The organism is Caulobacter vibrioides OR37 (genome assembly GCF_000372645.1).
Classification (GTDB): domain Bacteria; phylum Pseudomonadota; class Alphaproteobacteria; order Caulobacterales; family Caulobacteraceae; genus Caulobacter; species Caulobacter vibrioides_E.
In genome coordinates, this window is the sequence record NZ_APMP01000008.1 from 92,875 (window position 1) to 115,253 (window position 22,379).

At 69.0% G+C, this 22,379-nt stretch carries 15 protein-coding genes; 8 read left to right on the forward strand and 7 right to left on the reverse strand.

What is annotated here, in order from left to right:
- The first annotated feature begins 244 nt into the window (after nucleotides 1–244).
- Both OR37_RS09095 and pyk read left to right on the forward strand, forming a co-directional pair.
- The gene (locus OR37_RS09095; protein WP_004618467.1) at nucleotides 245–2,713 is read left to right on the forward strand and encodes a glycoside hydrolase family 3 protein; all 2,469 of its coding nucleotides are present in this window, start codon (nucleotides 245–247) and stop codon (nucleotides 2,711–2,713) included.
- Nucleotides 2,714–2,753: 40 nt separating this feature from the next.
- Nucleotides 2,754–4,184, forward strand: coding sequence for a pyruvate kinase (pyk, locus tag OR37_RS09100; RefSeq protein ID WP_004618469.1), 1,431 nt, complete (start codon nucleotides 2,754–2,756; stop codon nucleotides 4,182–4,184).
- On the opposite strand, the gene OR37_RS09105 is transcribed toward pyk, so the two are convergent.
- The 4 genes from OR37_RS09105 to OR37_RS09120 all read right to left on the reverse strand — a co-directional run bounded on the left by OR37_RS09105 (nucleotide 4,181) and on the right by OR37_RS09120 (nucleotide 8,621).
- Nucleotides 4,181–4,903: a Crp/Fnr family transcriptional regulator gene (locus tag OR37_RS09105; protein WP_004618471.1), complete on the reverse strand. Its 723-nt coding sequence runs from the start codon at nucleotides 4,901–4,903 to the stop codon at nucleotides 4,181–4,183. The two genes, pyk and OR37_RS09105, sit on opposite strands and share 4 nt — an antisense overlap.
- A 300-nt stretch (nucleotides 4,904–5,203) precedes the next feature.
- Entirely contained in the window at nucleotides 5,204–6,346 is a 1,143-nt protein-coding gene (locus tag OR37_RS09110; RefSeq protein ID WP_004618473.1) for an acyl-CoA dehydrogenase family protein, read from the reverse strand.
- On the reverse strand, nucleotides 6,346–6,957 hold the full coding sequence (locus tag OR37_RS09115; protein ID WP_004618475.1) for a 2-hydroxychromene-2-carboxylate isomerase: 612 nt from the start codon (nucleotides 6,955–6,957) through the stop codon (nucleotides 6,346–6,348). The genes OR37_RS09110 and OR37_RS09115 overlap by 1 nt, the downstream gene beginning before the upstream one ends.
- A 458-nt stretch (nucleotides 6,958–7,415) precedes the next feature.
- A complete protein-coding gene (locus tag OR37_RS09120; RefSeq protein ID WP_004618477.1) occupies nucleotides 7,416–8,621 on the reverse strand; it encodes an acyl-CoA dehydrogenase family protein in 1,206 nt (401 codons plus the stop codon).
- Nucleotides 8,622–8,910: 289 nt separating this feature from the next.
- Between OR37_RS09120 and OR37_RS09125 the strand changes: the two genes are divergently transcribed.
- Nucleotides 8,911–10,563 carry a phosphatidylglycerol lysyltransferase domain-containing protein gene (locus OR37_RS09125; RefSeq protein WP_004618479.1) on the forward strand — a complete coding sequence of 551 codons (1,653 nt, stop codon included), beginning with the start codon at nucleotides 8,911–8,913 and terminating at the stop codon, nucleotides 10,561–10,563.
- Here OR37_RS09125 and OR37_RS09130 read toward each other — a convergent pair.
- On the reverse strand, nucleotides 10,560–10,775 hold the full coding sequence (locus OR37_RS09130) for a hypothetical protein (RefSeq protein WP_004618481.1): 216 nt from the start codon (nucleotides 10,773–10,775) through the stop codon (nucleotides 10,560–10,562). The two genes, OR37_RS09125 and OR37_RS09130, sit on opposite strands and share 4 nt — an antisense overlap.
- 208 nt (nucleotides 10,776–10,983) lie before the next feature.
- Between OR37_RS09130 and OR37_RS09135 the strand changes: the two genes are divergently transcribed.
- Both OR37_RS09135 and OR37_RS09140 read left to right on the forward strand, forming a co-directional pair.
- Nucleotides 10,984–13,968, forward strand: a complete 2,985-nt coding sequence (locus tag OR37_RS09135) for a peptidoglycan-binding protein (protein ID WP_004618483.1) — start codon at nucleotides 10,984–10,986, stop codon at nucleotides 13,966–13,968.
- 172 nt (nucleotides 13,969–14,140) lie between these two features.
- Nucleotides 14,141–14,605: a DUF3429 domain-containing protein gene (locus OR37_RS09140; protein ID WP_004618485.1), complete on the forward strand. Its 465-nt coding sequence runs from the start codon at nucleotides 14,141–14,143 to the stop codon at nucleotides 14,603–14,605.
- A gap of 10 nt (nucleotides 14,606–14,615) precedes the next feature.
- On the opposite strand, the gene pdeM is transcribed toward OR37_RS09140, so the two are convergent.
- A complete protein-coding gene (pdeM, locus tag OR37_RS09145; RefSeq protein WP_004618487.1) occupies nucleotides 14,616–15,323 on the reverse strand; it encodes a ligase-associated DNA damage response endonuclease PdeM in 708 nt (235 codons plus the stop codon).
- Nucleotides 15,320–17,860 (reverse strand): ligase-associated DNA damage response DEXH box helicase, encoded by a 2,541-nt coding sequence (locus OR37_RS09150; protein ID WP_004618489.1) that lies wholly within the window; start codon nucleotides 17,858–17,860, stop codon nucleotides 15,320–15,322. Before OR37_RS09150 ends, pdeM begins: the two co-directional genes overlap by 4 nt.
- 117 nt (nucleotides 17,861–17,977) lie before the next feature.
- On the opposite strand from OR37_RS09150, the gene OR37_RS21660 reads away from it, so the two are divergent.
- From OR37_RS21660 to OR37_RS09165, 3 genes are read left to right on the forward strand one after another with little or no spacing between them, the layout of a single operon-like run.
- Complete coding sequence (locus OR37_RS21660; protein ID WP_004618491.1) at nucleotides 17,978–18,949, forward strand: tetratricopeptide repeat protein; 972 nt, start codon at nucleotides 17,978–17,980, stop codon at nucleotides 18,947–18,949.
- Between the two features lie 54 nt (nucleotides 18,950–19,003).
- Nucleotides 19,004–21,829, forward strand: coding sequence for an ATP-dependent DNA helicase (locus tag OR37_RS09160; RefSeq protein WP_035017132.1), 2,826 nt, complete (start codon nucleotides 19,004–19,006; stop codon nucleotides 21,827–21,829).
- A gap of 29 nt (nucleotides 21,830–21,858) precedes the next feature.
- Nucleotides 21,859–22,314 carry a hypothetical protein gene (locus OR37_RS09165; RefSeq protein WP_004618496.1) on the forward strand — a complete coding sequence of 152 codons (456 nt, stop codon included), beginning with the start codon at nucleotides 21,859–21,861 and terminating at the stop codon, nucleotides 22,312–22,314.
- The last annotated feature ends 65 nt before the right edge of the window (nucleotides 22,315–22,379 follow it).

The window sequence follows — 22,379 nt, forward strand, 5'->3', positions numbered from 1 at the left end:
TCATCGTGTCATGATGGCGATCAAGACGGTCGCCCACGGTAAGGCGGCGTCGGGAGGAAACGACATGACCCCGCCTGACCGGACCCGCGTCCGTCGCGCTTCTCGCGCGCGATCAATCCCCTCCAAGCGGCCCTGACCGCTCTTTCGCTCGGCGCGGTCACCCCCCGCAAGCGCCGCGCCGAGCGCCTTTCTCGACATCGCACCACCATGGTCCGCCGGGCGCGGGCGCATCTTGGGAAGAACCATGTCCTCAGTCCGTCTCGGCCGGGTCTCCGCCCTGGCTCTCGTTCTCGCCGGCGGCCTTGCGGGCGTGGCCTTGGCCCAGGGCAAGTCTTCGGCCCTGGCCCATCCCGATCTCTGGCCCAAGGCCGCCAGTCCGGCGGCGATCACCGACGCTCGGACCGAGGCCTTCATTACCGCGCTGATGAGCCGGATGACGCTTGAGGAAAAGGTCGGGCAGACCATCCAGGCCGATGCGGCCTCGATCACGCCGGAAGACCTGCGCAAGTATCCGCTGGGCTCCGTGGAGGCCGGCGGCAACACCGCGCCCGGCGGCGATGATCGCGCCGCGCCGCCGCTGTGGGTGGACTGGATCAAGGCCTATCGCGCCGTGGCGCTGGAGAAGCGTCCGGGCCACACGCCGATCCCGATCATCTTCGGAATCGACGCCGTGCACGGCCACAACAACATCGTCGGCGCGACGATCTTTCCGCACAATATCGGCCTGGGCGCGGCGCGCGATCCGGACCTGATCCGCCGCATCGGCGAGGTGACGGCCCGCGAGGTGGCCGCCACCGGCGCCGACTGGACTTTCGGTCCCACGGTGGCCGTGCCGCGCGACGAGCGATGGGGCCGCGCCTACGAGGGCTACGCCGAGGATCCGGAGGTGGTGAAGACCTATGCCGGGCCCATGACCTTGGGCCTGCAGGGCGCGCTCGTCGCCGGCAAGCCGCTGGCCCCTGGCCACGTAGTCGGCTCGGCCAAGCACTTTCTCGCGGATGGCGGCACGGCGGGCGGCAAGGACCAGGGCGACGCCCAGATCGCCGAGACCGAGCTGATCCGCCTGCACGCTCAGGGCTACCCGCCGGCCATCGACGCGGGCGTGCTGACCGTCATGGTCTCGTTCTCCAGCTGGAACGGGGTCAAGCACACCGGCAACAAGAGCCTGCAGACCGACGTGTTGAAGGGCCGAATGGGCTTCCAGGGCTTCGTGGTCGGCGACTGGAACGCCCACGGCCAGGTCGAGGGCTGCAGCAACACCAACTGCGCTCAGGCCTGGAACGCGGGCATGGACATGGTGATGGCGCCGGACAGCTGGAAAGGCTTGTTCGAGAACACCCTGGCGCAGGTGAAGGATGGCGCGATCCCGATGACGCGCCTGGACGACGCGGTGCGCCGGGTGTTGCGGGTCAAGATCAAGGCGGGTCTGTTCGACGACAACCGGCCGCTGGAGGGCCGCTTCGACCTCTTGGGCGCGCCCGAGCACCGGGCCGTGGCCCGCGAAGCGGTGCGCAAGTCGCTCGTTCTGCTGAAGAACAACGGCGTCCTGCCGGTCAAGAGCTCGGCCCGCGTGCTGGTGGCCGGCGACGGAGCCGACGACATCGGCAAGGCGTCGGGCGGCTGGACCCTGACCTGGCAGGGCACGGGCAACAAGAACAGCGACTTCCCGCACGGTCAGTCGATCTATGCCGGCATCGCCGAGGCGGTAAAGGCCGGCGGGGGCAGCGCCGAACTGGCGGTGGATGGGGCGTTCAAGGTCAAGCCCGACGTCGCCATCGTCGTCTTCGGCGAGAACCCCTACGCCGAATTCCAGGGCGATCTGACCAATGTCGAATATCAGCCCGGCGACAAGCGCGACCTGGCCCTGCTGAAGCGGTTGAAGGCGGCGGGCATTCCGGTGGTGTCGGTGTTCATCAGCGGCCGGCCGCTGTGGACCAACCCGGAAATCAACGCCTCGGACGCCTTCGTCGCGGCCTGGCTGCCCGGCAGCGAGGGGGGCGGGATCGCCGATGTGCTGATCGGCGACAAGGCCGGCAGGCCGCGCCACGATTTCCAGGGACGTCTATCGTACAGCTGGCCCAAGCGCGCCGACCAGGAGCCGATCAATGTCGGCGACCCCGGCTATGACCCCCAGTTCGCCTATGGCTATGGCCTCGGCTACGCCAGGCCGGGCAAGGTCGGGACGCTGTCCGAGGATCCCGGCGCGGTGTCGGCGGCGGTCAATGTCGATCGCTACTTCGTGGCGGGACGGGTCCCCGCGCCCTGGACGCTGAACGCCGCCGGGGCCGTGGCGCTGAAGACCCTGGACGCTGGGGCCCAGGAAAACGCGCGGCAAGCCGTCTGGAGCGGCGAGGGGAACGGCGCCCTCGGCGTCGTCGGGCCGCCGGCGGATCTGTCGCGGCAGACCACCGGCGACATGGCGATCTCGATCAAATTCCGTGTGGACGCTTCGCCGGATAAGCCCGTTTCCCTGGCGCTGGCCTGTGGCGAATCCTGCGGGGCGGCGGTAGACGTAACGTCAACGTTGTCAGGTGCGAAAATCGGCGAATGGCGTACGGCCAAGATCAAACTTTCCTGCTTCAAGGCCAAGGGCGCGGACATGACGCATGTTTCGTCCCCCTTCACGCTATCCAGCTCGGGGCGCATGACCCTGACGTTCACGGAAATCCGCTTGGCGTCCAACGAGGGCGACGCCGTCTGCCCGCCCACCTGACGCAAAAAGCCCGCCTGACACGAAAAGAAGGAGCGACGGCATGATCCGCGCCCGTCGCTCCCGCATCGTCGCCACGATCGGTCCGGCCTCCAGTTCACCCGAGATGATCGTCGCCCTGGCCAAGGCCGGGGCGGACGTCTTCCGTCTGAACTTCAGTCACGGCGCGCACGAGACCCACGCCGCCGTCTATGCCGCCATCCGCGAGGCCGAGGCCGTGGTTGGACGTCCGCTGGGCATCCTGGCGGACCTGCAGGGGCCAAAGCTGCGCGTCGGCAAGTTCAAGGACGGCCCGGTCATGCTGAAGCCGGGGCAGGCCTTCCGCTTCGACGACGATCCGACGCCGGGCGACGAGACCCGGGTGCACCTGCCGCATCCGGAAATCCTGACCGCCATGCGGCCCGGCGCGACCCTTTTGCTGGACGACGGCAAGCTGCGCATGACCGTGACCGACGCCGGGCCGGGCTATGCCGAGACCACCGTGGTCAACGGCGGCAAGCTCTCCGAGCGCAAGGGTGTGGCCGTTCCGGACGTCGTCATCCCGATGTCGCCCCTGACGGCCAAGGACCGCGAGGACCTGGCCTTCGCCCTGCGTCTCGGCGTCGACTGGGTCGCGTTGTCATTCGTCCAGGCCCCCGAGGACATGGCCGAACTGCGTCGCATCGTCGAAGGGCGCGCCGCCGTGCTGGCCAAGATCGAAAAGCCCCAGGCGCTGAAGGTGCTGGGTCCGATCCTCGACCTCTGCGACGGCGTCATGGTGGCCCGCGGCGACCTTGGCGTCGAGATGGCGCCCGAGGAAGTGCCCGTGGCCCAGAAGGGCATTCTGCGCGCGGCCCGCGAGCGCGGCATTCCGGTGATCGTCGCCACCCAGATGCTGGAGTCGATGATCAGCTCGCCCACCCCGACCCGCGCCGAGGCCTCCGACGTGGCCAACGCCGTCTATGAGGGCGCGGACGCGGTGATGCTGTCGGCGGAATCGGCGGCCGGCGATTATCCGATCGAGTCGGTGTCGATGATGAACCGCATCATCGAACGGGTGGAGCGCGACCCGCGCTGGCCCGAGCTGATGCAGGCCGAGCAGGTGCACGACGACGTCGACGCCGACGTGCTGGTGGTCGCCGCCGCTGGCGCGGCCAAGGCCGGCTCGACAAAATGCCTGGTGGCCTTCACCACCACCGGCGCCACCGCGCGGCGCCTGTCTCGGGAACGGCCGCTGCAGCCGGTGCTGGCCCTGTCGCCCAATATCGACGCGGTGCGCCGCATGGCCCTGGTCTGGGGCGTCGAGCCCCGGGTCAGCGCCCAGCCCGACAGCCTGGAGGTCGTCACCACCGACGCCTCGAGCAAGGCGCTGGACCTGGGGCTGGTGGCGCCGGGCGAGCGCCTGCTGGTCGTGGCCGGCACGCCGTTCGGCGCGCCTGGCGCGGCCAACCTGCTACGCCTGGCCCACGCGCCGGCCCCCGCGCGTCGTCGCTAGAGTCTCGTGAAGGACGCCGGCAGCAGCCGCTCGTAGCCTCTGCGGACCGCGCCGTAGCACTCGCAGGCCATGGCCTCGAGGCCGGGGCGGTCCAGGATATCGACCACGCCGCGCCGGTAGCGGATCAGCCCCTTGCCTTTCAGCGAGCCGGCCACCGCGGTCACCGTGGTGCGCTGGACGCCCAGCATGTCGGCCAGGAACTCCTGGGTCAGGTTGACCGTGTTGCTGTCGATCCGGTCGTGACAGCCCAGCAGCCAGCGGCAGAAGCGCGCCTCGACGGCGTGCAGGGCGTTGCAGGCCACCGACTGGATCGCGTGGCCGAACAGGGCCTCGTTATGGCGATCGACCAGGTCGCGCAGGGCGGCGCTCCGCTTCCAGACGTCATGCAGCGCGGCCGCGCCGATGCGCAGGGCCGACCCGGGCGCCTGGACGATCGCCCGGCTCAGCGACGCGCGCGGGGCCGCGGCCGCCATCAGGCCCATCGCGCCCTCGCGGCCGATCGTGGCCGACTCGATCGCCGCGCCGTTCTCCATCAAGGTCATCAGCGAGATGACGCAGTCGTTTGGGAAATAGACCTGTTCGATAGGGTCGCCGGGGTCGCACAGCAGGCGACCCTTTTCGAGATCCGTGGTGAAAAGGTGCGGCGAGAGCAGAGCCCTGTCTTCGGGCGGCAGGGCGGAAAGCAGGCGGTTCTTCAAGGTCGCTAACGGCCCAGTCATGGGAATCGAACGCCGTCTCGCGGCAAGGGTTGCAAGCTATAGGCAGGTCGTCCTCGTGGCGCCGTCGCTTAGCCGACACAATCCAGCAAGATGCTCGACGAAAGCAGGCGACGCCTCGAAAGGGTCTGCTTTTCGCCATCATTAGACCCCTAGAGCATCTGTCGGATTCCCGACAAAACTGCTCAATAGAGTGGGTCATCGACCTTCGAAATCTTGGCGTCGGCCAATAAAAAAGCCGCCCAAAGGACGGCTTTTTCGAAGCGATGCGGGACGCCCGCGAGGGCGGCTCGAGGATGGAAATCAGAAGCCCATCAGTCGAGCGTAGCGGTCGCGGTGGAAGCTGGCGCCGCCGAACAGGGCCTCGGTGACGCGGGCGCGCTTCATGTAGAGGCCGGCGTCGTGGGCGTCGGTCATGCCGATGCCCCCGTGCATCTGGACCATCTCGTTGGAGGCCAGATGGACGAGGTCCGAAGCCTTGGCCTTGGCCAGCGAGGCGAGGGCGCGGCTGTCGGCGCCGGCGTCCAGGGCCTCCAGGGCGGCCTCGACGCACGAGCGGGTGGTCTCCAGGTCGGTGAACCACTTGGCGGCGCGGTGTTGCAGCGCCTGGAACGTGCCGATGACCTGGCCGAACTGGGTGCGGGTCTTCAGATACTCCAGCGTGATGTCGAAGGCCTGCGAGGCGCTGCCCAGCATTTCGGCCGCGAGACCGGCATAGGCGCGGTCCAGAACCGGCTCCAGCACGGACCAGCCCTTGTCGACCTCGCCCAGCACCGCGTCGGCGCCGACCTCGACGCCATCGAAGGCGATCCGGGCCGCGCCGCGCGAGTCCAGCAGCGACAGATGGCTTCGCGACACGCCGGGGGCGTCGCCGGGGACCAGGAACAGGGTCAGGCCGCCAGTATCACTCGGGGAGGTCCCCGCGCCGCCGGTGCGGGCCACGACGATCAGCAGGTCGGCGGCCTCGCCGTCCAGCACGAAGGTCTTGGTCCCGTTCAGCACATAGCCCGAACCGCTCTTGGTCGCGGTCAGGGCCGTGCGGGCCGGGTTATGGTGCGAGCCCTCGTCGATGGCCAGGGTGGCGACGGCCGCGCCGGTGGCGATCTTGGGCAGCCAGGCCGACTTCTGGGCGTCCGAGCCGCCCAACTTCAGGGCCGAGGCGCCGATCATGGCGGTGGAGAGCAGGGGCGAGGCGACCAGGGTGCGGCCGGTTTCTTCCAGGATCAGGCCGAGGCCCAGATAGCCGAAGGCCGAGCCGTCATGCTCCTCGGGGACGATGACCCCGGCCCAGCCCATCTCGCCCATCTCGCTCCAGGCGGCGGGATCGAAGCTCCGTTTGGAGCCGCCGTCGCGCAGCTTGCGCAGGGCGCCGACGGGGGCGCTTTCGCTGGCCCAGCCCTTGGCGGCGTCGCGCAGCATCGTCTGTTCTTCGGTCAGGACGGCCATCAGGCGTGCTCCCTGGATTGATGACGGGCGGCCCAGTCGAGGGCCTGTTCCAGACGGTCGTTGCCCCAGAAGAGCTCGCCGTCGGCGGTTAAGAAGCTGGGCGCCCCGAACAGGCCGCGTTCCTTGGCCATGCGGACATGGTCCTTCAGCAGGGCCTTGATCGGGTCGGATTGGGCGGCGGCGAGCACGTGCTCGGGACCCGCGCCGACCTCGGCGATCAGTGGGGCGAGAACGTCCGGGCTGGCGATGTCGAGGTCATCGACGAAATTGGCTTGGTAGACCGCGCGGCTGAAGGCGGGCGTCCAGCCGTCCTCCAGCCCGACCAGCGCCACGCGCGCGGCCAGAAGGCTGCCCCGCGGAAACTGGCTGGGGCGGCGCAGCGGCAAGCCCGAGTCCTCGCAGACCCGCTCCAGGTCCCGCCACATATACTGGCCTTTGACCGGCACGACGTTGAACGGACTGTCGTTCATCCCCTGCTGCTCGTGGAACAGCGGACCCAGGATAAACGGCCGCCAAGCCACCGCCACGCCCTTGTCGGCGGCCAGCCGCTCGATGCGCATGGCCGCAGGGTAGGAGTAGGTCGAGGCCATGTCATAGAAAAAGCTCAGCAAGCGGCCTGCTCCTTTGCGCGGTCGCCTTGCTGTCCACTGTGTTGCGGAGGGTTGAAAGACATGCGCCTATACTTCCTTGGGTGGTAGGTGGCGGCGATGGTCTTGATACACACGGGCTTCTTTCTTGCAGCAGTTGGTTACATGGCCAGTGTAATTGCGATCTGGTTCAGGGTCGGGAGCTTACGGAACGAAGGTATTTCGTCCGGTCTACCTTCGCAGGCTCATTTTCTGACTGGAACAATATTCTTCTGGCTGTGGTCCAACAATTATAGAGCGGCGGGTGATGTGCGATTGAAACGTGACGTGTCTCTCGCGAGGGGGCTTTTCACTCTAATGCTTCTGCTCTTTTGTGCCTCGATCTTGGTCCGCTAATCGAGCCTGACGGTTCCCTTTTTTCCCGTCTTGCTGCTGCAACCTCCCAATTGACCGAGGCGAACTCGTACCAGAACTCGATCATCCTACTGGTGGTCCAGCAGGCCCAGGACGCGCTTGGCGACGACGTTGAGGTTCACCTCGCTGGTGCCGCCCTCGATCGAGTTGCCCTTGGCGCGGAGCATGGCGCGCGGCGCGGCCAGCTCTTCGCCGCTGAAGCCTTCGCCCTCCCAGCCCAGGCCTTGCAGGCCCAGGGCCTCGACCAGCAGCTCGGTGCGCTCCTGGTTCATCTTGGCGGCGGCGTACTTGATGATCGAGACGGCGGCGCTGGGGCCCGAGCCCTGCTTGGACTCCGCCTCGGCCCGGCGCACGGTCAGCATGAAGGCGTGGGCGTCCATGGAATGGGCCGCGAGGCGCGCGCGGAAGTCGCCATCGGCGATGCGGCCCTCGCCATCGACGCCGATCTCCGTCTTGGCCGCCTCGACGGGCGAGAGACCGCCGCCGCCGCCAAAACCCGAGGCGCTGATGTTCTGGCGCTCGTACTGCAGCAGGCGCTTGGCGATGTCCCAGCCGCCGTTCAGCTTGCCGACCAACTGGTCCTTGGGAACCTTCACATTGTCGAAGAAGGTCTCGCAGAAGGGCGAGGAGCCGCTGATCAGCTTGATCGGGCGGGCCTCGACGCCGGGCGTGGTCATGTCGAACAGCACGAACGAAATGCCCTCGTGCTTCTTCGACGTGTCGGTGCGAACCAGGCAGAAAATCCAGTCGGCCTGGTCGGCGTAGCTGGTCCAGACCTTCTGACCGTTGATCAGGTAATGATCGCCCTTGTCCTCGCACTTGGTTTGCAGCGAGGCGAGGTCCGAGCCCGCCCCAGGCTCGCTATAGCCCTGGCACCAGCGGATCTCGCCGCGCACGATCTGCGGCAGGAAGCGCTGCTTCTGTTCCTCGGTGGCGTATTCCAGCAGCACCGGGCCCAGCATCCAGACCCCGAAGCTCATCAGGGCGGGGCGGGCCTTGATCCGGCGCAGCTCCTGCTCCAGCACCTTGTTCTGGGCCTTGGAGAGGCCGCCGCCGCCGTATTCCTTTGGCCACATCGGCGCGGTCCAGCCGCGCTCGGCCATACGGTCCAGCCACAGCTTGGCGTCGGGATTCTTCCAGACCATCTTGCGGCCGCCCCACGGGGCCTCGTCCTCGCTCATCGGGGCGTTCAGGGACGGCGGATAGTTGGCCTCCAGCCAGGCGCGCGTCTCGGCGCGGAAGGCGTCGAGTTCGGTTCCCCCGAAGTCGGCCATGGTCGTTCTCCCTAATTCCTAGAGCGTGATAGCCGAAAGTGTAAGCGGTTTCGGTGGTTATCACGCTCTAAATGTTTGATTTAGAGCCTTATTTTCCACTCGAATGATTCCATTCGAGTGGATAAGGCTCCGAGGCGGACGTCTTTGGCGACACACTACGCCAGCGCGCGGCGCGGGCAAGTCGATTCAAACGATCGTTCGCGTCTTGAAGCGGGACCGCCCCGGCGTTCGCGCGCTATAGAGAGGCCAAAGCTGGATCCCCCTCGGGATTCGTCACTTCGGGATCTGAATGTCCTCGACGGTTTTCAGGCCCGCGGCCCTGGCGATCGCCCCAACCCTGGCGGCGATCTTGGCCGCGTGCGCCGGTGTCATGCTGCTGGCTTCGGGCGCCACGCCGTCGGACCCGACGCGCTTTCTGCTTCTTCTGGCCTTCGCGCCGGACCTGCTGATCGAGATCAGCCACTTCTTCTCCTCGATCCTGGGCATTGTCCTGCTGATGCTGGCCTTTGGCCTGCGGGCGCGCCTGGGCGCGGCCTGGTGGGCGGCGCTGATCGTGCTGGCGGCCTCGGCGGTGCTGGCGATCTTCAAGGGCCTGAACTGGGAAGAGACGGCGATGCTGTCGGTCTGCTTCCTGGCCATCGTTCCGTTCCATGACGCGTTCCCGCGCAAGGCGGCCCTGACGCGGATGGAGATCACGCCTGGCTGGCTGCTGTCGGCCGGCGCGGCTATCGCGGGCGCCGGTCTGCTGGGCTGGTGGTCGTTCACCCACACCGAATTCGCCGACAAGTCGGTGATCAAGCTGCTGCAGGATCACGACGAGGCCGGACGCGCGATCCGATCCTCGGTCGCGGCCGCCGTCGTGCTGCTGGCCGTCGGCGTCTGGCGCATGATCTCGACCGCCGCCACGCCCGCCGTGGTCGACGACACCGATCCCGAGTTCGGGCGCGTCCGCGCCATCCTGGCCAAGGCCGAGGACGCCGAGCCCGCAGCCAACCTGGCGCTGCTGGGCGACAAGCGCTTCCTGTTCTCGGCCTCGGGCGAGAGCTTCCTGATGTTCGGCGTGCGCGGCCGGTCGTGGATCGCCCTCGGCGCGCCGGTCGGCAAGCGCGAGGAGCGCATGGAGCTGTTCTGGCGGTTCCGCGAGCTGGCCGACGCCCACGCCGCCCGCGCGGGCTTCTACGCCCTGGGTCCCGACGACCTGCCGGACTCCGTCGACCTGGGTCTGGCCATTCAGAAGACCGGCGAGAGCGCCGCCGTGCCGTTGGAGGCGTTCAGCCTGGCCGGCCGCCGCCGCGAGGTGCTCCGGCGCAACTGGCGCAAGGCCGGGGAGGGCGGGGCGGCCTTCGAGGTGCTGCCGGTCGGCGGCGCCGTGGAGATCATGGACGAACTGGCGGCGATCTCCGACGCCTGGCTGGCCCACCACGCCGGCGGCGAGAAGAGCTTCTCCATGGGCGGCTTCGACCGTCGCTACGTCGCCGAGTTCCCGGTGGCGATCGTGCGGGGCGAGGAGGGCAAGATCGTCGCTTTCGCCACCCTGTGGCTGACGGCGTCGAAGACCTCGTTCTCGATGGACCTGATGCGCTATTCCGACGAGGCGCCCAAGAACGTCATGGACTACCTGTTCGTCGAGCTCCTGCACTGGGGCAAGGACGAGGGCTATCAGGCGTTCGAGTTCGGCATGGCGCCGCTGGCGGGGCTGGATGACCGGCCGCTGGCGCCGATCATGTCGCGCGTCGGTCGACTGCTCTACGAGCGCGGCGAGGAGATCTATAATTTCCAGGGCGTGCGGCGCTACAAGGACAAGTACGACCCCGTCTGGCAGCCGCGCTACATTGCCGCGCCTCAGAAATGGGCCATCCCTTTTCTGCTCGCCGACATCGGTCTGCTGTCCTCGGGCGGGGTTTCGGGGCTGGCCAAGCGGCCCAAGAAGGCCGCGACCTAGTAGCGCGGGGCGTTGCCGGTCTGGACGCCCAGCAGGTTCACCAGATGCACGATCATCAGCATCAGTCCGACCACGCAGACCATCATCATCGGGCGCCACGGAACCATGCGCGGGCCCTTTGAAACATCGGCCGGACGGGCTCCTCGCCATCCGAAGAACGCGGCGAGCACGAAGAGCGCCGAGGCCGCGATGAGAGTCGTCGCCAGATCCATGGCGGCTTGTAGGCCTGCGACAATCGGCCTGGCAAATGGTTAACATGCGTTAACCCTCTTGCATTTGAAGCGCGCTACAGAACGTCAAGACTCTGTCCTGATTCCTCCACAGTGAATCGCTCGGCCACTACATCTGGCGTGTTCGTCGCGTTTACACCCTAGGAATCGGTGACTAGCGTTTTCCCCATATGCGGGGAGATCGATTCGCATGACGGCGGCTTCGCCATGGAGCGTTAAAGGGATTGATCCCAAGGCACGGGAGGTCGCCAAGGACCTCGCGCGTCGCTCCGGCATGACTCTGGGCGAGTGGCTCAATCGCATGATCATCGAGGGCGATGGTCAGCCTGCGGACACACGCGCCGCCGGCGAGGATGCTCCGAACCGCGCCTATCTCGAGATCGCCAACGGCGACGCGCCCACCCGGATGGAGATCGCCGGGCACCCCGCCGACGAGGTGGGGCGCGTGGCCATCGCCCTGGATCGCCTGACTCAGCGGATCGAAGCCGCCGAAGGCCGCAACGCCGCCGCCATCACCGGCATCGACCATTCGGTCCGCGACGCCCTGACCCGCCTGGGGCAGGCCGAGCGCGAACAGATCGCCGTCGCCGCCCGCTTCGAAGGGGCGGTGGACGAACTCAAGACCGAGCAGGCCCGCGCCGCCGAGCGGATGCGCCGCATCGAGACCGAGGCCGCCGGGCCGCGTTCGGCCGAAGCCCTGCGCGCGCTGGAGGGGGCCTTGGGCAAGGTCGCCAGCCATCTCTATGATGGCGAGGCCCGGACCCGCGAGGCGATCGCGGCCCTGGAAGCCCGCCTGAACGAACAGTCCGCCCCCGCGCCCCAGGATCCCGCCGCCGTGGTCGACGCCGTCGTGGCCCGTCTGGGCGAACGCCTGGAAGCGGCCGAGTCCCGCACCAACGAGGCTCTGCGCGAGCTCGGCTCGTCCTTCGCGGCTCTCGACAAGCGCATCGGCGCGGTCGAGGGGGCCAATCCGACCGCCGGCGTGCAGGAGCGTCTGGACAGCCTGGCCGCCAGCCTGAGCCAGAAGATGGAGGCCGCCCGTCTCGAAATGGCCGCCAAGCTGCGCGAAAGCGCGGACGGCCGCTTCGACCGCATGGAGCGCAAGCTCGGCGAGATGGCCGCGCATGTTCAGGCCGCCGAGCAGCGCTCGGCCCAGGCCATCGAGCGCATGGGCCGCGAGGTCGTGGGCGTCGCCGACGCCTTCAACCGTCGCGTCCAGGCCGCCGAGACCCGTAACAGCGCCGCCATCGAACAGATCGGCGGAGAGGTGGCCCGCATCGCCTCGACTGTCGAGCACAAGCTGAACCGCGCTGACAGCGTCCAGGCTCAGGCCTTGGAAAAGCTCGGCGGCGAGATCGCTCGCATCACCGAGAAACTGGCCGAGCGCATCGGCGCCGCCGAGCGCCGCAACGCCCTGGCCATCGACGATGTCGGCGAGCAGGTGGCCCGCGTCACCGAACGCCTGAACCAGCGCCACGAGCGTTCCAGCCAGGAACTGATCGACCGCATCCGCCAGAGCGAGGAGCGCACGGTCCGTCTACTGGAAGAGGCGCGCGAGAAGATCGACAGCCGCCTGCACGAGGCTCAGCGCAAGGTCGAGCAGGCCGCCGCCGCGCCGGTCGTCGCCGCGCCGGCGCCGGCGCCGGTCCGTCCGTCCGCGCCGGCTTCGCCGTTCGCCGTCGACGGGTATGGCTTCGGCCAGGCCGCCTCGTTCAGCCATGGCGGGCCCGTCGAAGAGCCGGACGACGTCTTCGACATGCCGGCGCCGACGTCCCGCGCCCCGGCGTTCGAGGTCGCCGAGTTCCCCGCCGTCGAGCCCGAGCATCGTTCGTTCGGCCACGACGACTACGCCGTCGCCGACGGTTTCGAACCCGACCCGGAACCGGTCTACGCGGCCGAGTCCGAGATGTCGGACTTCGCGCCGGCCGAGCCGTCGCGCCCGATGTCGACGCGCGACATCATCGAGCAAGCCCGCGCCGCCGCGCGCGCCGCCGCCGCCGCCGACGCCAAGGGCGGCAAGAGCGCGAAGCCGGCCAAGAAGGACAAGGCGTCGAAGGCGGCCAAGATCCCCGAGGAGAAGGCGCCCAGTTCGTCGCTGTTCAGCGGCTTTGGCGGCTTCGGGGTCAAGAAGCCCAAGCCGCGTCTAGGCGCGACGGTCGCCACCGTCGCGGTCGCTGTCGCCACCGCCACGGCCCTGGGCGCCGGGGTCGGCGGTCTGCTGCTGGTGAACGCCGACAATTCCAGCGCCACGCCGGCTCGAGTCGCCGAGGCCATCGCCGGCCGCAAGGCCGACGCGGTCGTCAACACGCCCGAGGCTGACACCACGCCGGGCGCGCCGCGCGTCGCCGTGGCCATGTCGGCCCAGGCTCAGCCCGCCGATCCCGCGCGGGTCGACACCCCCCCGCCGGCCGCCGGCCAGGCCGCCGAAAACGCCAAGGCGCTGTTCGAGGACGGCGTTCGCAAGATCGAGAGCGGCGACCGCTCGGGCGTCGAGATCCTGAAACGCGCCGCCAACCTGGGCCACCCGGCCGCGCAGTTCTACCTGTCGAAGATGTACGAGAGCGGCAAGGGCGGCGTGAAGAAGGACATGGCCGAGGCGCGTCGCTGGAGCGAGCGGGCCGCCAACGCCGGCGATCCGCGCGCCATGCACAACCTGGCCCTCTACTACTTCAAGGGCGAGGGCGGTCCGCGCAACACGACCACGGCCGCGACTTGGTTCCGCAAGGCCGCCGACATGGGCCTGGTCGACAGTCAGTTCAATCTGGCCCAGCTTTACGAGCAAGGCCTGGGCGTCAGCCAGAATCCGGCCGAGGCCTACAAGTGGTTCGAGATCGCCGGCCGCTCCGGCGACGCCACCGCGCGCGGCCGCGCCGCCAGCCTTCGCAACCAGCTGACCGCCGAGGCGCAGCGCACGGCCGAACGCTCCGCCCTGGCCTTCCGTCCCCAGACCCAGGTCCAGACCGCCAGCGCGGCCGCCTCGACCGCCGCCAGCACGAACCTGGGCATGGCCCAGCGGGTGCTGTCGCAGCTCGGCTATTACCAAGGTCCCCGCGATGGCGTGCCGTCGCCGGCCCTGCAGATGGCCATCTCGGCCTATCAGCGCGACCAGGGCCTGCCGGCCAACGGTTCGGTGGACGCCGAGACCTATAAGCGCCTGTCCGTCTACGCCCGCTGATCGGGTCGCCCGGCGTCGAAGTCGTCCGGGCGAAGCCCGACCCAAGGGTTCGGAATGACCTGAAATTTCCGGTTTTTAGCCGAAAATGGTCCGTGGACCTCTGGCGTCGGGTCGGTAATAGTCGCGCTCCGGGCAGGGAGGCGGGTCTGGTCGCCTTCGAAGGAGTAACACCATGAGCCAGTCCGCGGAGGAGCGGGCGCCGGCGCCGCCGGCGGTTTGGGTCCTCGGTCTGTCGACCCTCATTCCCTTTTTCGTCACCTCGGCCCTGTTCTGCTATGGCCCCGAGAGCGTCCAGAACGGCAGCCTGACGGCGATGCTGGCCTATGCGGCGGCGATGGTCTCGTATTTCGGCGGGGTGCGGACCGGGCTGGAGATCGAGAATCCCAGCCCACGCTGGTCGGTTCTGGGCATCTCATTGCTGTTCCCCTTGGCCGCGTTCGGCCTGCTGCTAGGGGAACTGATGTTCGAGCCGGCCTGGCAGTTGTCGGGCTTTCTGCTGCTCTTTTTGCTGCAATGGCTGTGGGACGTCACCAATCACGAGGGCCCAGCTTGGCGTCCTAGGATGCGCACTCTGATGACCGCTGGCGCGGCGGTTTCGCTGGCCTTCGCGCTGGAGCAGGCGCTGCACATGCCGTAAGGCGAGCGCTCTAATCCGGACGCAACGACCTTGGCCCCACCGCGTGGACGCGCCGAGGTCCCAGGGCGCCCGCCAGCATCGGTCCGGCGAACAGGTTCGAGAAGGCTTCGTCCAGAATGTTGAGCCCGCCCGTATAGGCGCCGAACGCCGGCAGGACCAGGCGTTGGCCATCCGTGACGAAGCAGCGGCGGCGCGTGGTCGCCCGGCCGCTGGTGATCCTGGCGGCTGGGTGCAGGTGGCCGGCCACCTCGCCGGGCCGCGCGCCGGGTTCGGGTTCGTGGCGAAAGACCAAGCCGGCCAGGCTGGCTTCATCGATGACCGCGCCCGGCAGGGTCTTGGGGCCGTCGGCGTCGTGGTTGCCCACCGCCCAGACCAGCTCGCGCCCCATGGCCAATCCCTCCAGCCGCCGGGCCTCGTCGGGCGCCAGCCGGGCCTCGCCGCCGCCGTCGTGGAAGCTGTCGCCGAGGAACAGCAGCCGGGCGGGCGAGAGCAGGGCGATCTCGCGGTCCAGGCGGTCCAGGGTCTCGCGCGTGTCGTAGGGCGGCAGCATCTGGCCGAAGCGCGCCGCGTAGCTGCTGCCTTTCTCGAAGTGCAGGTCGGCGACGACCAGGGCGCATTCGGTCTCCAGCCACAGGGCGCCCGACCAGCGCAGCATGACCTCGACATTGGCCAGATGGATCCGCAGACCGCCGCAGGCGGAGGGCTGAAAGCGAGTCATGGCATGGCCTCGGCGATCAGGTCTTCCTCGGCCTCGGCCAGGATCATCTCGCCGGCGGCGTCGCCTGGCGCGCGCTCGCGGCCGATCTCCAGCATGATCGGCACGGCGAAGGGAGACACGCGATCGAGCGACTTGTGGCGAATATGGCCTTTCACCCGCGCCAGCATGTCGCCCAGGCGGGCGATGTCCAGCATTCCAGTGGCAGCGTCGTGGCGGGCGCAGCGCAACATCAGATGGTCGGGCTGGTGTTTGCGCAGCACGTCGTAGATCAAATCCGTCGAAAAGGTCACCTGCCGCCCCGACTTCTCGGCGCCGGGATGGCGACGCTCGATCAAGCCGGCGATCAGGGCGCAGTGCTTGAAGGCGCGCTTCATCATGAAGCTCTCGTCCAGCCAGGCCTCCAGGTCGTCGCCCAGCATGTCCTGGGCGAACAGCTCGTCGAGGTCCAGGTCGTCCATCGGCCGCAGGGACCAGATGTTGAGGGCGTAGTCGTTGCAGACGAAGCCCAGCGGGCCGACGCCCAGGCGATCCAGCCGCCGGGTCAGCAGCATGGCCAGGGTGGTGTGGGCCAGGCGGCCGTCGAACGGATAGCAGACCAGATGGAAGCGCTTCCCGCGCGGGAAGGTCTCCAGCAGCATCTCGCCCTCGTTCGGGATGGCCGAGCGGACCTTCTGCCAGGTCAGCCATTCCTGAACGTCCGGCGGCAGGGCGGCCCATTCGCGCTCGTCGTGCATCATCTGGCGCACACGGCTGGCCAGATAGGTGGAAAGCGGGAATTTCGAGCCGCCCCAGCTGGGCATCTTCGGGTCGTCGTTCGGGGCGGGCGAAACGAAGGCGTCGGCGCCCACGAGGCTGTTATAGCGCCACACCTGCCCCGCGAAGACGAAGGTGTCGCCCGGCGTCAGCTGCTCGAAATAGCCTTCCTCGGCCTCGCCGATCTTCCTGCCCCCCATCGGTCTCTTTCCGCCGCCGACGCGGATATTGATCATGCCCGGCGAGACAATGGCCCCGACGTTCATCCGATGCTGCTGCCGGGCCTGGGCGTTGCGGGCAGTCCAAAGACCGTCGGCGTTCCTCACGATGCGCCGGAACTTGTCGTAGGTGCGCAGGGCGTAGCCGCCGGTCGAGACGAAGTCGACGACGGTTTCGAAGTCCTCCCAGGAGAGGTCCGCGTAGGGACCCGCCGAGCGGATCTCCTGGTAGAGAGCGGTAAGCTCGAAGGGTTCTGAGCAGGCGCAGCCCATGACGTGCTGGGCCAGGACGTCCAGCGCGCCGACGCGCGGCGGCTCGCCATCCAGGTGGTTCTCCAGGATCGCGTCGGCGGCGGCGCGGCACTCCAGCATTTCAAAGCGGCTGGCCGGCACGAACAGGGCGCGGCTGGGCTCGTCCAGGCGGTGGTTGGCGCGACCGATGCGCTGCACCATCCGCGACGCCCCCTTGGGCGCGGCGAGCTGGATGACGAGATCGACGTCGCCCCAGTCGATGCCCATGTCCAGGGTCGAGGTGCAGACCACGGCTCGCAGCGCGCCGCGCGCCATGGCCGCCTCGACCTTGCGCCGCTGTTCGGCCGACAGGCTGCCATGATGCAGGGCGATCGGCAAACCCTCGTCGTTCAGCTCCCACAGGCGTTGGAAGGCGAACTCGGCCTGGAACCGGGTGTTGACGAAGACGAGGGCCGTCTTAGCGCTCTTGATGATCTCATAGACCTCGGCCATGGCGTGCTCGGCCGTGTGGCCCGCCCAGGGGACGCGACCGCCGGAGATCAGCACCTCCACGACCGGTCGCGCGCCGCCCGAGCCGAGCACGAGGTCGATATTCGAGCCCCTTCCCCCCTGCGGGGAAGGGGTTGGGGATGGGGGTGTTAACTCGGAGCCGGCGCCCCCACCCCCAGCCCCCTCCCCGCGAGGGGGAGGGGAGTTGCATCCCAGCCACCGCCGCACCAGATCCGGATCATCGACCGTCGCCGAAAGGCCCACGCGCCGCATCCCCGGCGCGAAGGCCTGCAGCCTGGCCAGGCCCAACGCCAGCAGGTCGCCGCGCTTGCTGGGCCAGATGGCGTGGGCCTCGTCGATGATCACGCACCGCAGGTCGGCGAAGTATTCGCGCGCGCCTTCCCAGGCGCAGAACAGGGCCAGTTGCTCGGGCGTGGTCAGCAGGATGTCGGGCGGGCGCACCCGCTGGCGCGCCTTGCGGGCCTCGCCGGTGTCGCCGGTCCGGCTCTCGGCGACGATGGGCAGGTCCATCTCGCGGATGGGCGTCAGCAGGTTGCGCTCGACATCGACCGCCAGCGCCTTCAGCGGCGAGATGTAGAGGGTGTGCACGCCGGCCGGGGCGTTGCGCTTGGGCCGTTCGGTCAGCTCGATCAGGCTGGGCAGGAAGCCCGCCAGGGTCTTGCCGCCGCCGGTGGGCGCGATCAGCAGGGCGCCACGCCCGGCCCGGGCCTTCTCCAGCATCTCGAGCTGATGCGCGCGGGGGCTCCAGCCTCGGCTGGCGAACCATTGCTGAAACTTGGGAGGAAGGGCGTCGGCCGCGAGCATTGTGGCCGATATAGCATGTTCCCTTTCTGTTTCACCTGTCTTTCGCGCGCCGCGCGCCCTTGCGCGAGACGATCGATATCGCCACACCTTGAGAAGATCGAAACACGGGGTTCGGACTTGATCGGACTGGCTTTTGTTCTGGCGCTGGCTCTTGGGCAGGCGCCCGTCGCCGGAGCGGCCTCGCCGCCGGCAACCGCCAAGAGCGCCGCGCCCGCCGATCTGGCCGAGCTCACGCGCCGCGCCCGGGCGGGGGACGTCTCGGCCTACGATGCGCTGGCCCTGCGCTATCTGGACGGACCCGACGAGGACTACGACCTCGACAAGGCTCTGCACTGGCTGAAGGCCGGCGTGGCGGCCGGCGACCCGGCCAGCATGGTCGACCTGGGCGATCTGTATCTGGACGGCGAAGGTGTCGACGCCAGCGCGGCGGAGGCCGCCAAGCTCTACCAGGCCGCCGCGCGCAAGGGCTATGCCCGCGCCTACGACCGGATGGGCCTCGTCTACAGCGGCGCGGAAGGGGTCCAGGAGGACTTCGCCCAGGCGGTTCGCTGGTTCCGCCGCGCCGCGGCGGCCGGCGATCGCGAAGGCATGTACGACCTGGCCAAGGCCTATCAGAACGGGCGCGGCGTGGCCGAGGACAAGGCCCAGGCCGCCGCCTGGATGCGCAAGTCCGCCGAGGCCGGGTTCGTCGACGCGCTGAACGACCTGGGAGACTTCTATTCCGACGGCTATGGCGTGGCCGTCGATCACGGCAAGGCGTTGGCGCTGTACAAGGCCGCGGCCGACCAGGGCTCGGCGACGGGCATGGCCAATGTGGCTGTGGTCTATCACAACGGCGAGGGGGTGCCCGTCGACTACGCCGAGGCGCTGAAGTGGTACAAGGCGGCCGCCAACGCCGGCGACACCGACGCCTATTATAGGATCGGCCTGATGTACGAGGCCGGTGAAGGCGTGAAGAAGAACAAGGACGCGGCCCTGGCCCTCTATCGCAAGACGGCCGAGGATCCCGACGCCGACCAGCAGGAGGAAGCCCAGGCGGCGGTCGACCGGCTGGAGGACGAGCTGGCCTCCCGCGCGCCGGTGACCTGACGCCGCGCGAACGTTCCGATTCTGTTTCGGGCGGGTTTTTGCTAACAGACTCGCGTGACCGTCTCCCCGCCGACTCTGGATCTCGCTCCCGCGCTCGTGGTGCTGCCGGGGCCGCGCGCGGGCGTGGCCGACGGAAGCGGCGAGGCGCGGATGCTGAGGGCCCCCGACGCGCGCGACCTCTTCGAGCACGGCCCGGTGCTGGTGGCCCACGCGGCCATGACCGCCCGCCGCCTCAATTTGGCGCCGCCCTCGCGCGGGCCCAGGCTGTTCGACGTTCTGGAGCTCCACGCCTTTGTCCGGCCGGCCGCGTTCTGCGCGCCGTCGGCGGTGGGCTTGGCCATGGCCCTGGGGCTTCGTGAACCGCACGGCGCGGCCGAGCAGGCCCAGAGCTTGCGCGAAAGCGCGGACGCCCTGCTGCGCGAACTGGCCCTGACGCCGGTCCCCTCGCGCGAGGAGGCCCTGGCCGTGGCCGAGACCCTGGCCAAGGCCGGTTGGTCCTGGGGCGCCTGGGTGATCGGCGCGCTGCGCTCGGTGCAGGCCGGCAACCAGTTCCGGGGCTCGGGCCTGGACGTCTGGGCGCGACTGACGGAATGGGAGGATCAGGCCCCGCCCGGCGAGGCCGGCTCGCGGCCGATCGATCCCGAGCGCGCCGGCCAGCGCCTGGCCGAACTGCTGCAACGCTCGGGCCTCGAGGAGGTGCGCGAAGCCCAGGCGACCTTCGCGAAGGAGGCGTCCTACGCCTTCCAGCCGCGTGAGCGCGAGGGCGAGCCGCGCATGATGCTGGCCGAGGCCGGCACCGGCGTCGGCAAGACCCTGGGCTATCTGGCCCCGGCTTCGCTGTGGGCCGAGGCCAACGGGCCGTCGGTCTGGGTCAGCACCTACACCCGCGCCCTACAGCGCCAGATCGAGCGCGAGAGCCGCTCGATCTATCCCGACCCCAAGGAGCGAGCCCGCAAGGCCGTCGTCCGCAAGGGGCGCGAGAACTATCTCTGCCTGCTGAATTTCCAGGAGCAGATCAACGGCGCCCAGCTGGGCAATGGCGACCTGATCGGCCTGGCCCTGACCGCCCGATGGGCGCGGGCGACGCGGGACGGCGACATGACCGGCGGCGACTTTCCGGCCTGGCTGCCGACGCTTTCCGCTGTGCCGCCTTCGGCCCAGGCGAGTCCGTCGAACCTGGTCGACCGGCGCGGGGAATGCATTCACGCCGGCTGCCAGCACTATCGCATCTGCTTCATCGAGAAAGCCGTGCGGGCGTCCAAGCGGGCCGACCTGGTGATCGCCAACCACGCGCTTGTCCTGACCCAGGCGGCGTTCGACGGCGCGCGGACGGCGCGGGGCCTGAAGGGCGACAACGAGACCACCAGCCTCAAGCGCATCGTCTTCGACGAGGGCCACCACCTGTTCGAGGCCGCCGACAGCGCCTTCTCGGCCGCCCTGTCCGGCGCCGAGGCCGCCGAGCTGCGCCGCTGGATCCGGGGCCCCGAAGGGCGCGGGCGGCGGGGCAGGGGTCTCGAAGCGCGCCTGCTGGACATCCTGGGCGATCGCGAGGGCGCGCGCGAGGCGATGAACCAGGCGCTGCGGGCCGCCGCCGCCTTGCCGGGCGAGGGCTGGTCGGGCCGCGTCGCGCCGCCGGACGGCCAGGTCAATCCGATCGGACCGATCGAGAGTTTCCTCGTCGCCGTCATTGAACAGCTACGCGCCCGCACCAGCGAGCGGGGCGGCGCCGATCTGGGCCTGCAGTGCGACGCCCGACCCGCGATCGACCTCGTCCGCGAGCGCGCGCCGGAGGCGGCCAAGGCCTTGGCGGCCATCGAGGCGCCGCTGCTGGCCCTGGCCCGCGCTCTGGAGGACGTGCTGGACGAGGACGCCGAGCATCTGGGGCCGTCCGAGCGCGCCCGCATCGAAGGCGCGCTGCGAGGCCTGGATCGCCGGGCCCGCATGACCCTGCCGGCCTGGCGCTCGATCCTGAAGGCCATCGAGGACGACGATATCGAGCCGACCGAGACCGATCCGGACTTCGTCGACTGGTTCGAGGCGACGTTCCTCTATGGCCGTGTCGTCGACGCCGCGTGCCGGCGTCACTGGGTCGATCCGACCGAGCCGCTGCGCGCGGCGGTGCTGTCGCCCGCCCATGGCGTGCTGGTCACCAGCGCCACCCTGGTCGATCCGGCCCTGCAGGACCCGTTCGCCCTGGCCGAGATGCGCACCGGCGCGGCGCGCCTGCCGTCCGCGCCCAAGGTGCTTCGCTTGGTCTCGCCGTTCGACTACGAGAACAACGCGAGGGCCTTCGTCGTCACCGACGTCAACAAGGAAGACCCGCGCCAGGTCTCGGCGGCCATGCGCGAGCTCTTCCTGGCGGCCGGGGGCGGGGGGCTGGGGCTCTTCACCGCCATCCGCCGTCTGAAGGCGGTGCATGAGCGCATCGCCGCGCCGCTGGCCGATAACGGCCTGGCTCTCTACGCCCAGCACGTCGATCCGCTGGAAGTCGGGGCGCTGGTCGACATCTTCCGCGCCGAGGAGGACGCCTGTCTGCTGGGCACCGACGCGATCCGGGATGGCGTCGACGTGCCAGGCCGCTCGCTGCGACTGCTGGTGTTCGACCGGGTGCCCTGGCCGCGTCCGGATGTTCTGCACAAGGCCCGCCGGCTGCGGTTCGGCGGCAAGGGCTATGACGACGCGGTGGCGCGGGCGCGGATCAGCCAGGCCTTTGGCCGCCTGATCCGCCGGGCCGACGACCGCGGCGTCTTCGTCATGCTGGACGCCGCCGCGCCCACCCGCCTGTTTTCGAGCCTGCCCGAGGGCGTCAGCATCGAGCGCGTCGGCCTGGTTGACGCCATCGAGGCGACCGCCGCATTTTTATCGAAGACGAAAGCCTAGAACCGTCCAGTTTCGCTGGAGAAATCCCGTTGGTCCGTCTCGCCGCGCCGCTCTTCGCCGCCGCCCTTCTGGCCGCCAATGTCGCCCAGGCCGACGAGTTCGTCCGCCCCGACTGTCGCGGCGCGGTCGCGCCCACGTCCAGCCTCAAGTTCGATACCCCCGAGCACGCCCTCTGGTATCGGCGCTTCTGGACGGGCGATTGCGCGAATCTGCCCTTCTTCTGCATCTCGGGCGCGCCGAACTGGAACGACATCGTCGGCAAGCTCGTGGTCAAGGGCGGTCCGTCCGAGCAGTCGGCCTTGCTGCCCAAGGCTTGTCGGCTGGGTCAGCTGATCGGCTTGGAGTGGTCTCGCGAAAAGAAGATCCGCCGGATCGACACCCGCGATCTGCGGGTTTTCAACGGGATACTGAACGCCTCCGGCGACGCTCTGCGGGGCGTGGACCAGGTGGAGACCAAGGCGCGAGCGCTGACGACGACGCACTGACTCAAAGCCGTCGAAATTCTGCAATCGCCACGCCCTAGAAGCCCTTCATAGGGAGGGAACAGTTC

Bases quoted from the DNA above. Each gene is read 5' to 3' on its own strand.
- OR37_RS09095 (WP_004618467.1), top strand. From the start codon at position 245: ATGTCCTCAGTCCGTCTCGGCCGGGTCTCCGCCCTGGCTCTCGTTCTC.
- pyk (WP_004618469.1), top strand. From the start codon at position 2,754: ATGATCCGCGCCCGTCGCTCCCGCATCGTCGCCACGATCGGTCCGGCC.
- OR37_RS09105 (WP_004618471.1), bottom strand. From the start codon at position 4,903: ATGACTGGGCCGTTAGCGACCTTGAAGAACCGCCTGCTTTCCGCCCTG.
- OR37_RS09110 (WP_004618473.1), bottom strand. From the start codon at position 6,346: ATGGCCGTCCTGACCGAAGAACAGACGATGCTGCGCGACGCCGCCAAG.
- OR37_RS09120 (WP_004618477.1), bottom strand. From the start codon at position 8,621: ATGGCCGACTTCGGGGGAACCGAACTCGACGCCTTCCGCGCCGAGACG.
- OR37_RS09125 (WP_004618479.1), top strand. From the start codon at position 8,911: ATGTCCTCGACGGTTTTCAGGCCCGCGGCCCTGGCGATCGCCCCAACC.
- OR37_RS09130 (WP_004618481.1), bottom strand. From the start codon at position 10,775: ATGGATCTGGCGACGACTCTCATCGCGGCCTCGGCGCTCTTCGTGCTC.
- OR37_RS09135 (WP_004618483.1), top strand. From the start codon at position 10,984: ATGACGGCGGCTTCGCCATGGAGCGTTAAAGGGATTGATCCCAAGGCA.
- OR37_RS09140 (WP_004618485.1), top strand. From the start codon at position 14,141: ATGAGCCAGTCCGCGGAGGAGCGGGCGCCGGCGCCGCCGGCGGTTTGG.
- pdeM (WP_004618487.1), bottom strand. From the start codon at position 15,323: ATGACTCGCTTTCAGCCCTCCGCCTGCGGCGGTCTGCGGATCCATCTG.
- OR37_RS09150 (WP_004618489.1), bottom strand. From the start codon at position 17,860: ATGCTCGCGGCCGACGCCCTTCCTCCCAAGTTTCAGCAATGGTTCGCC.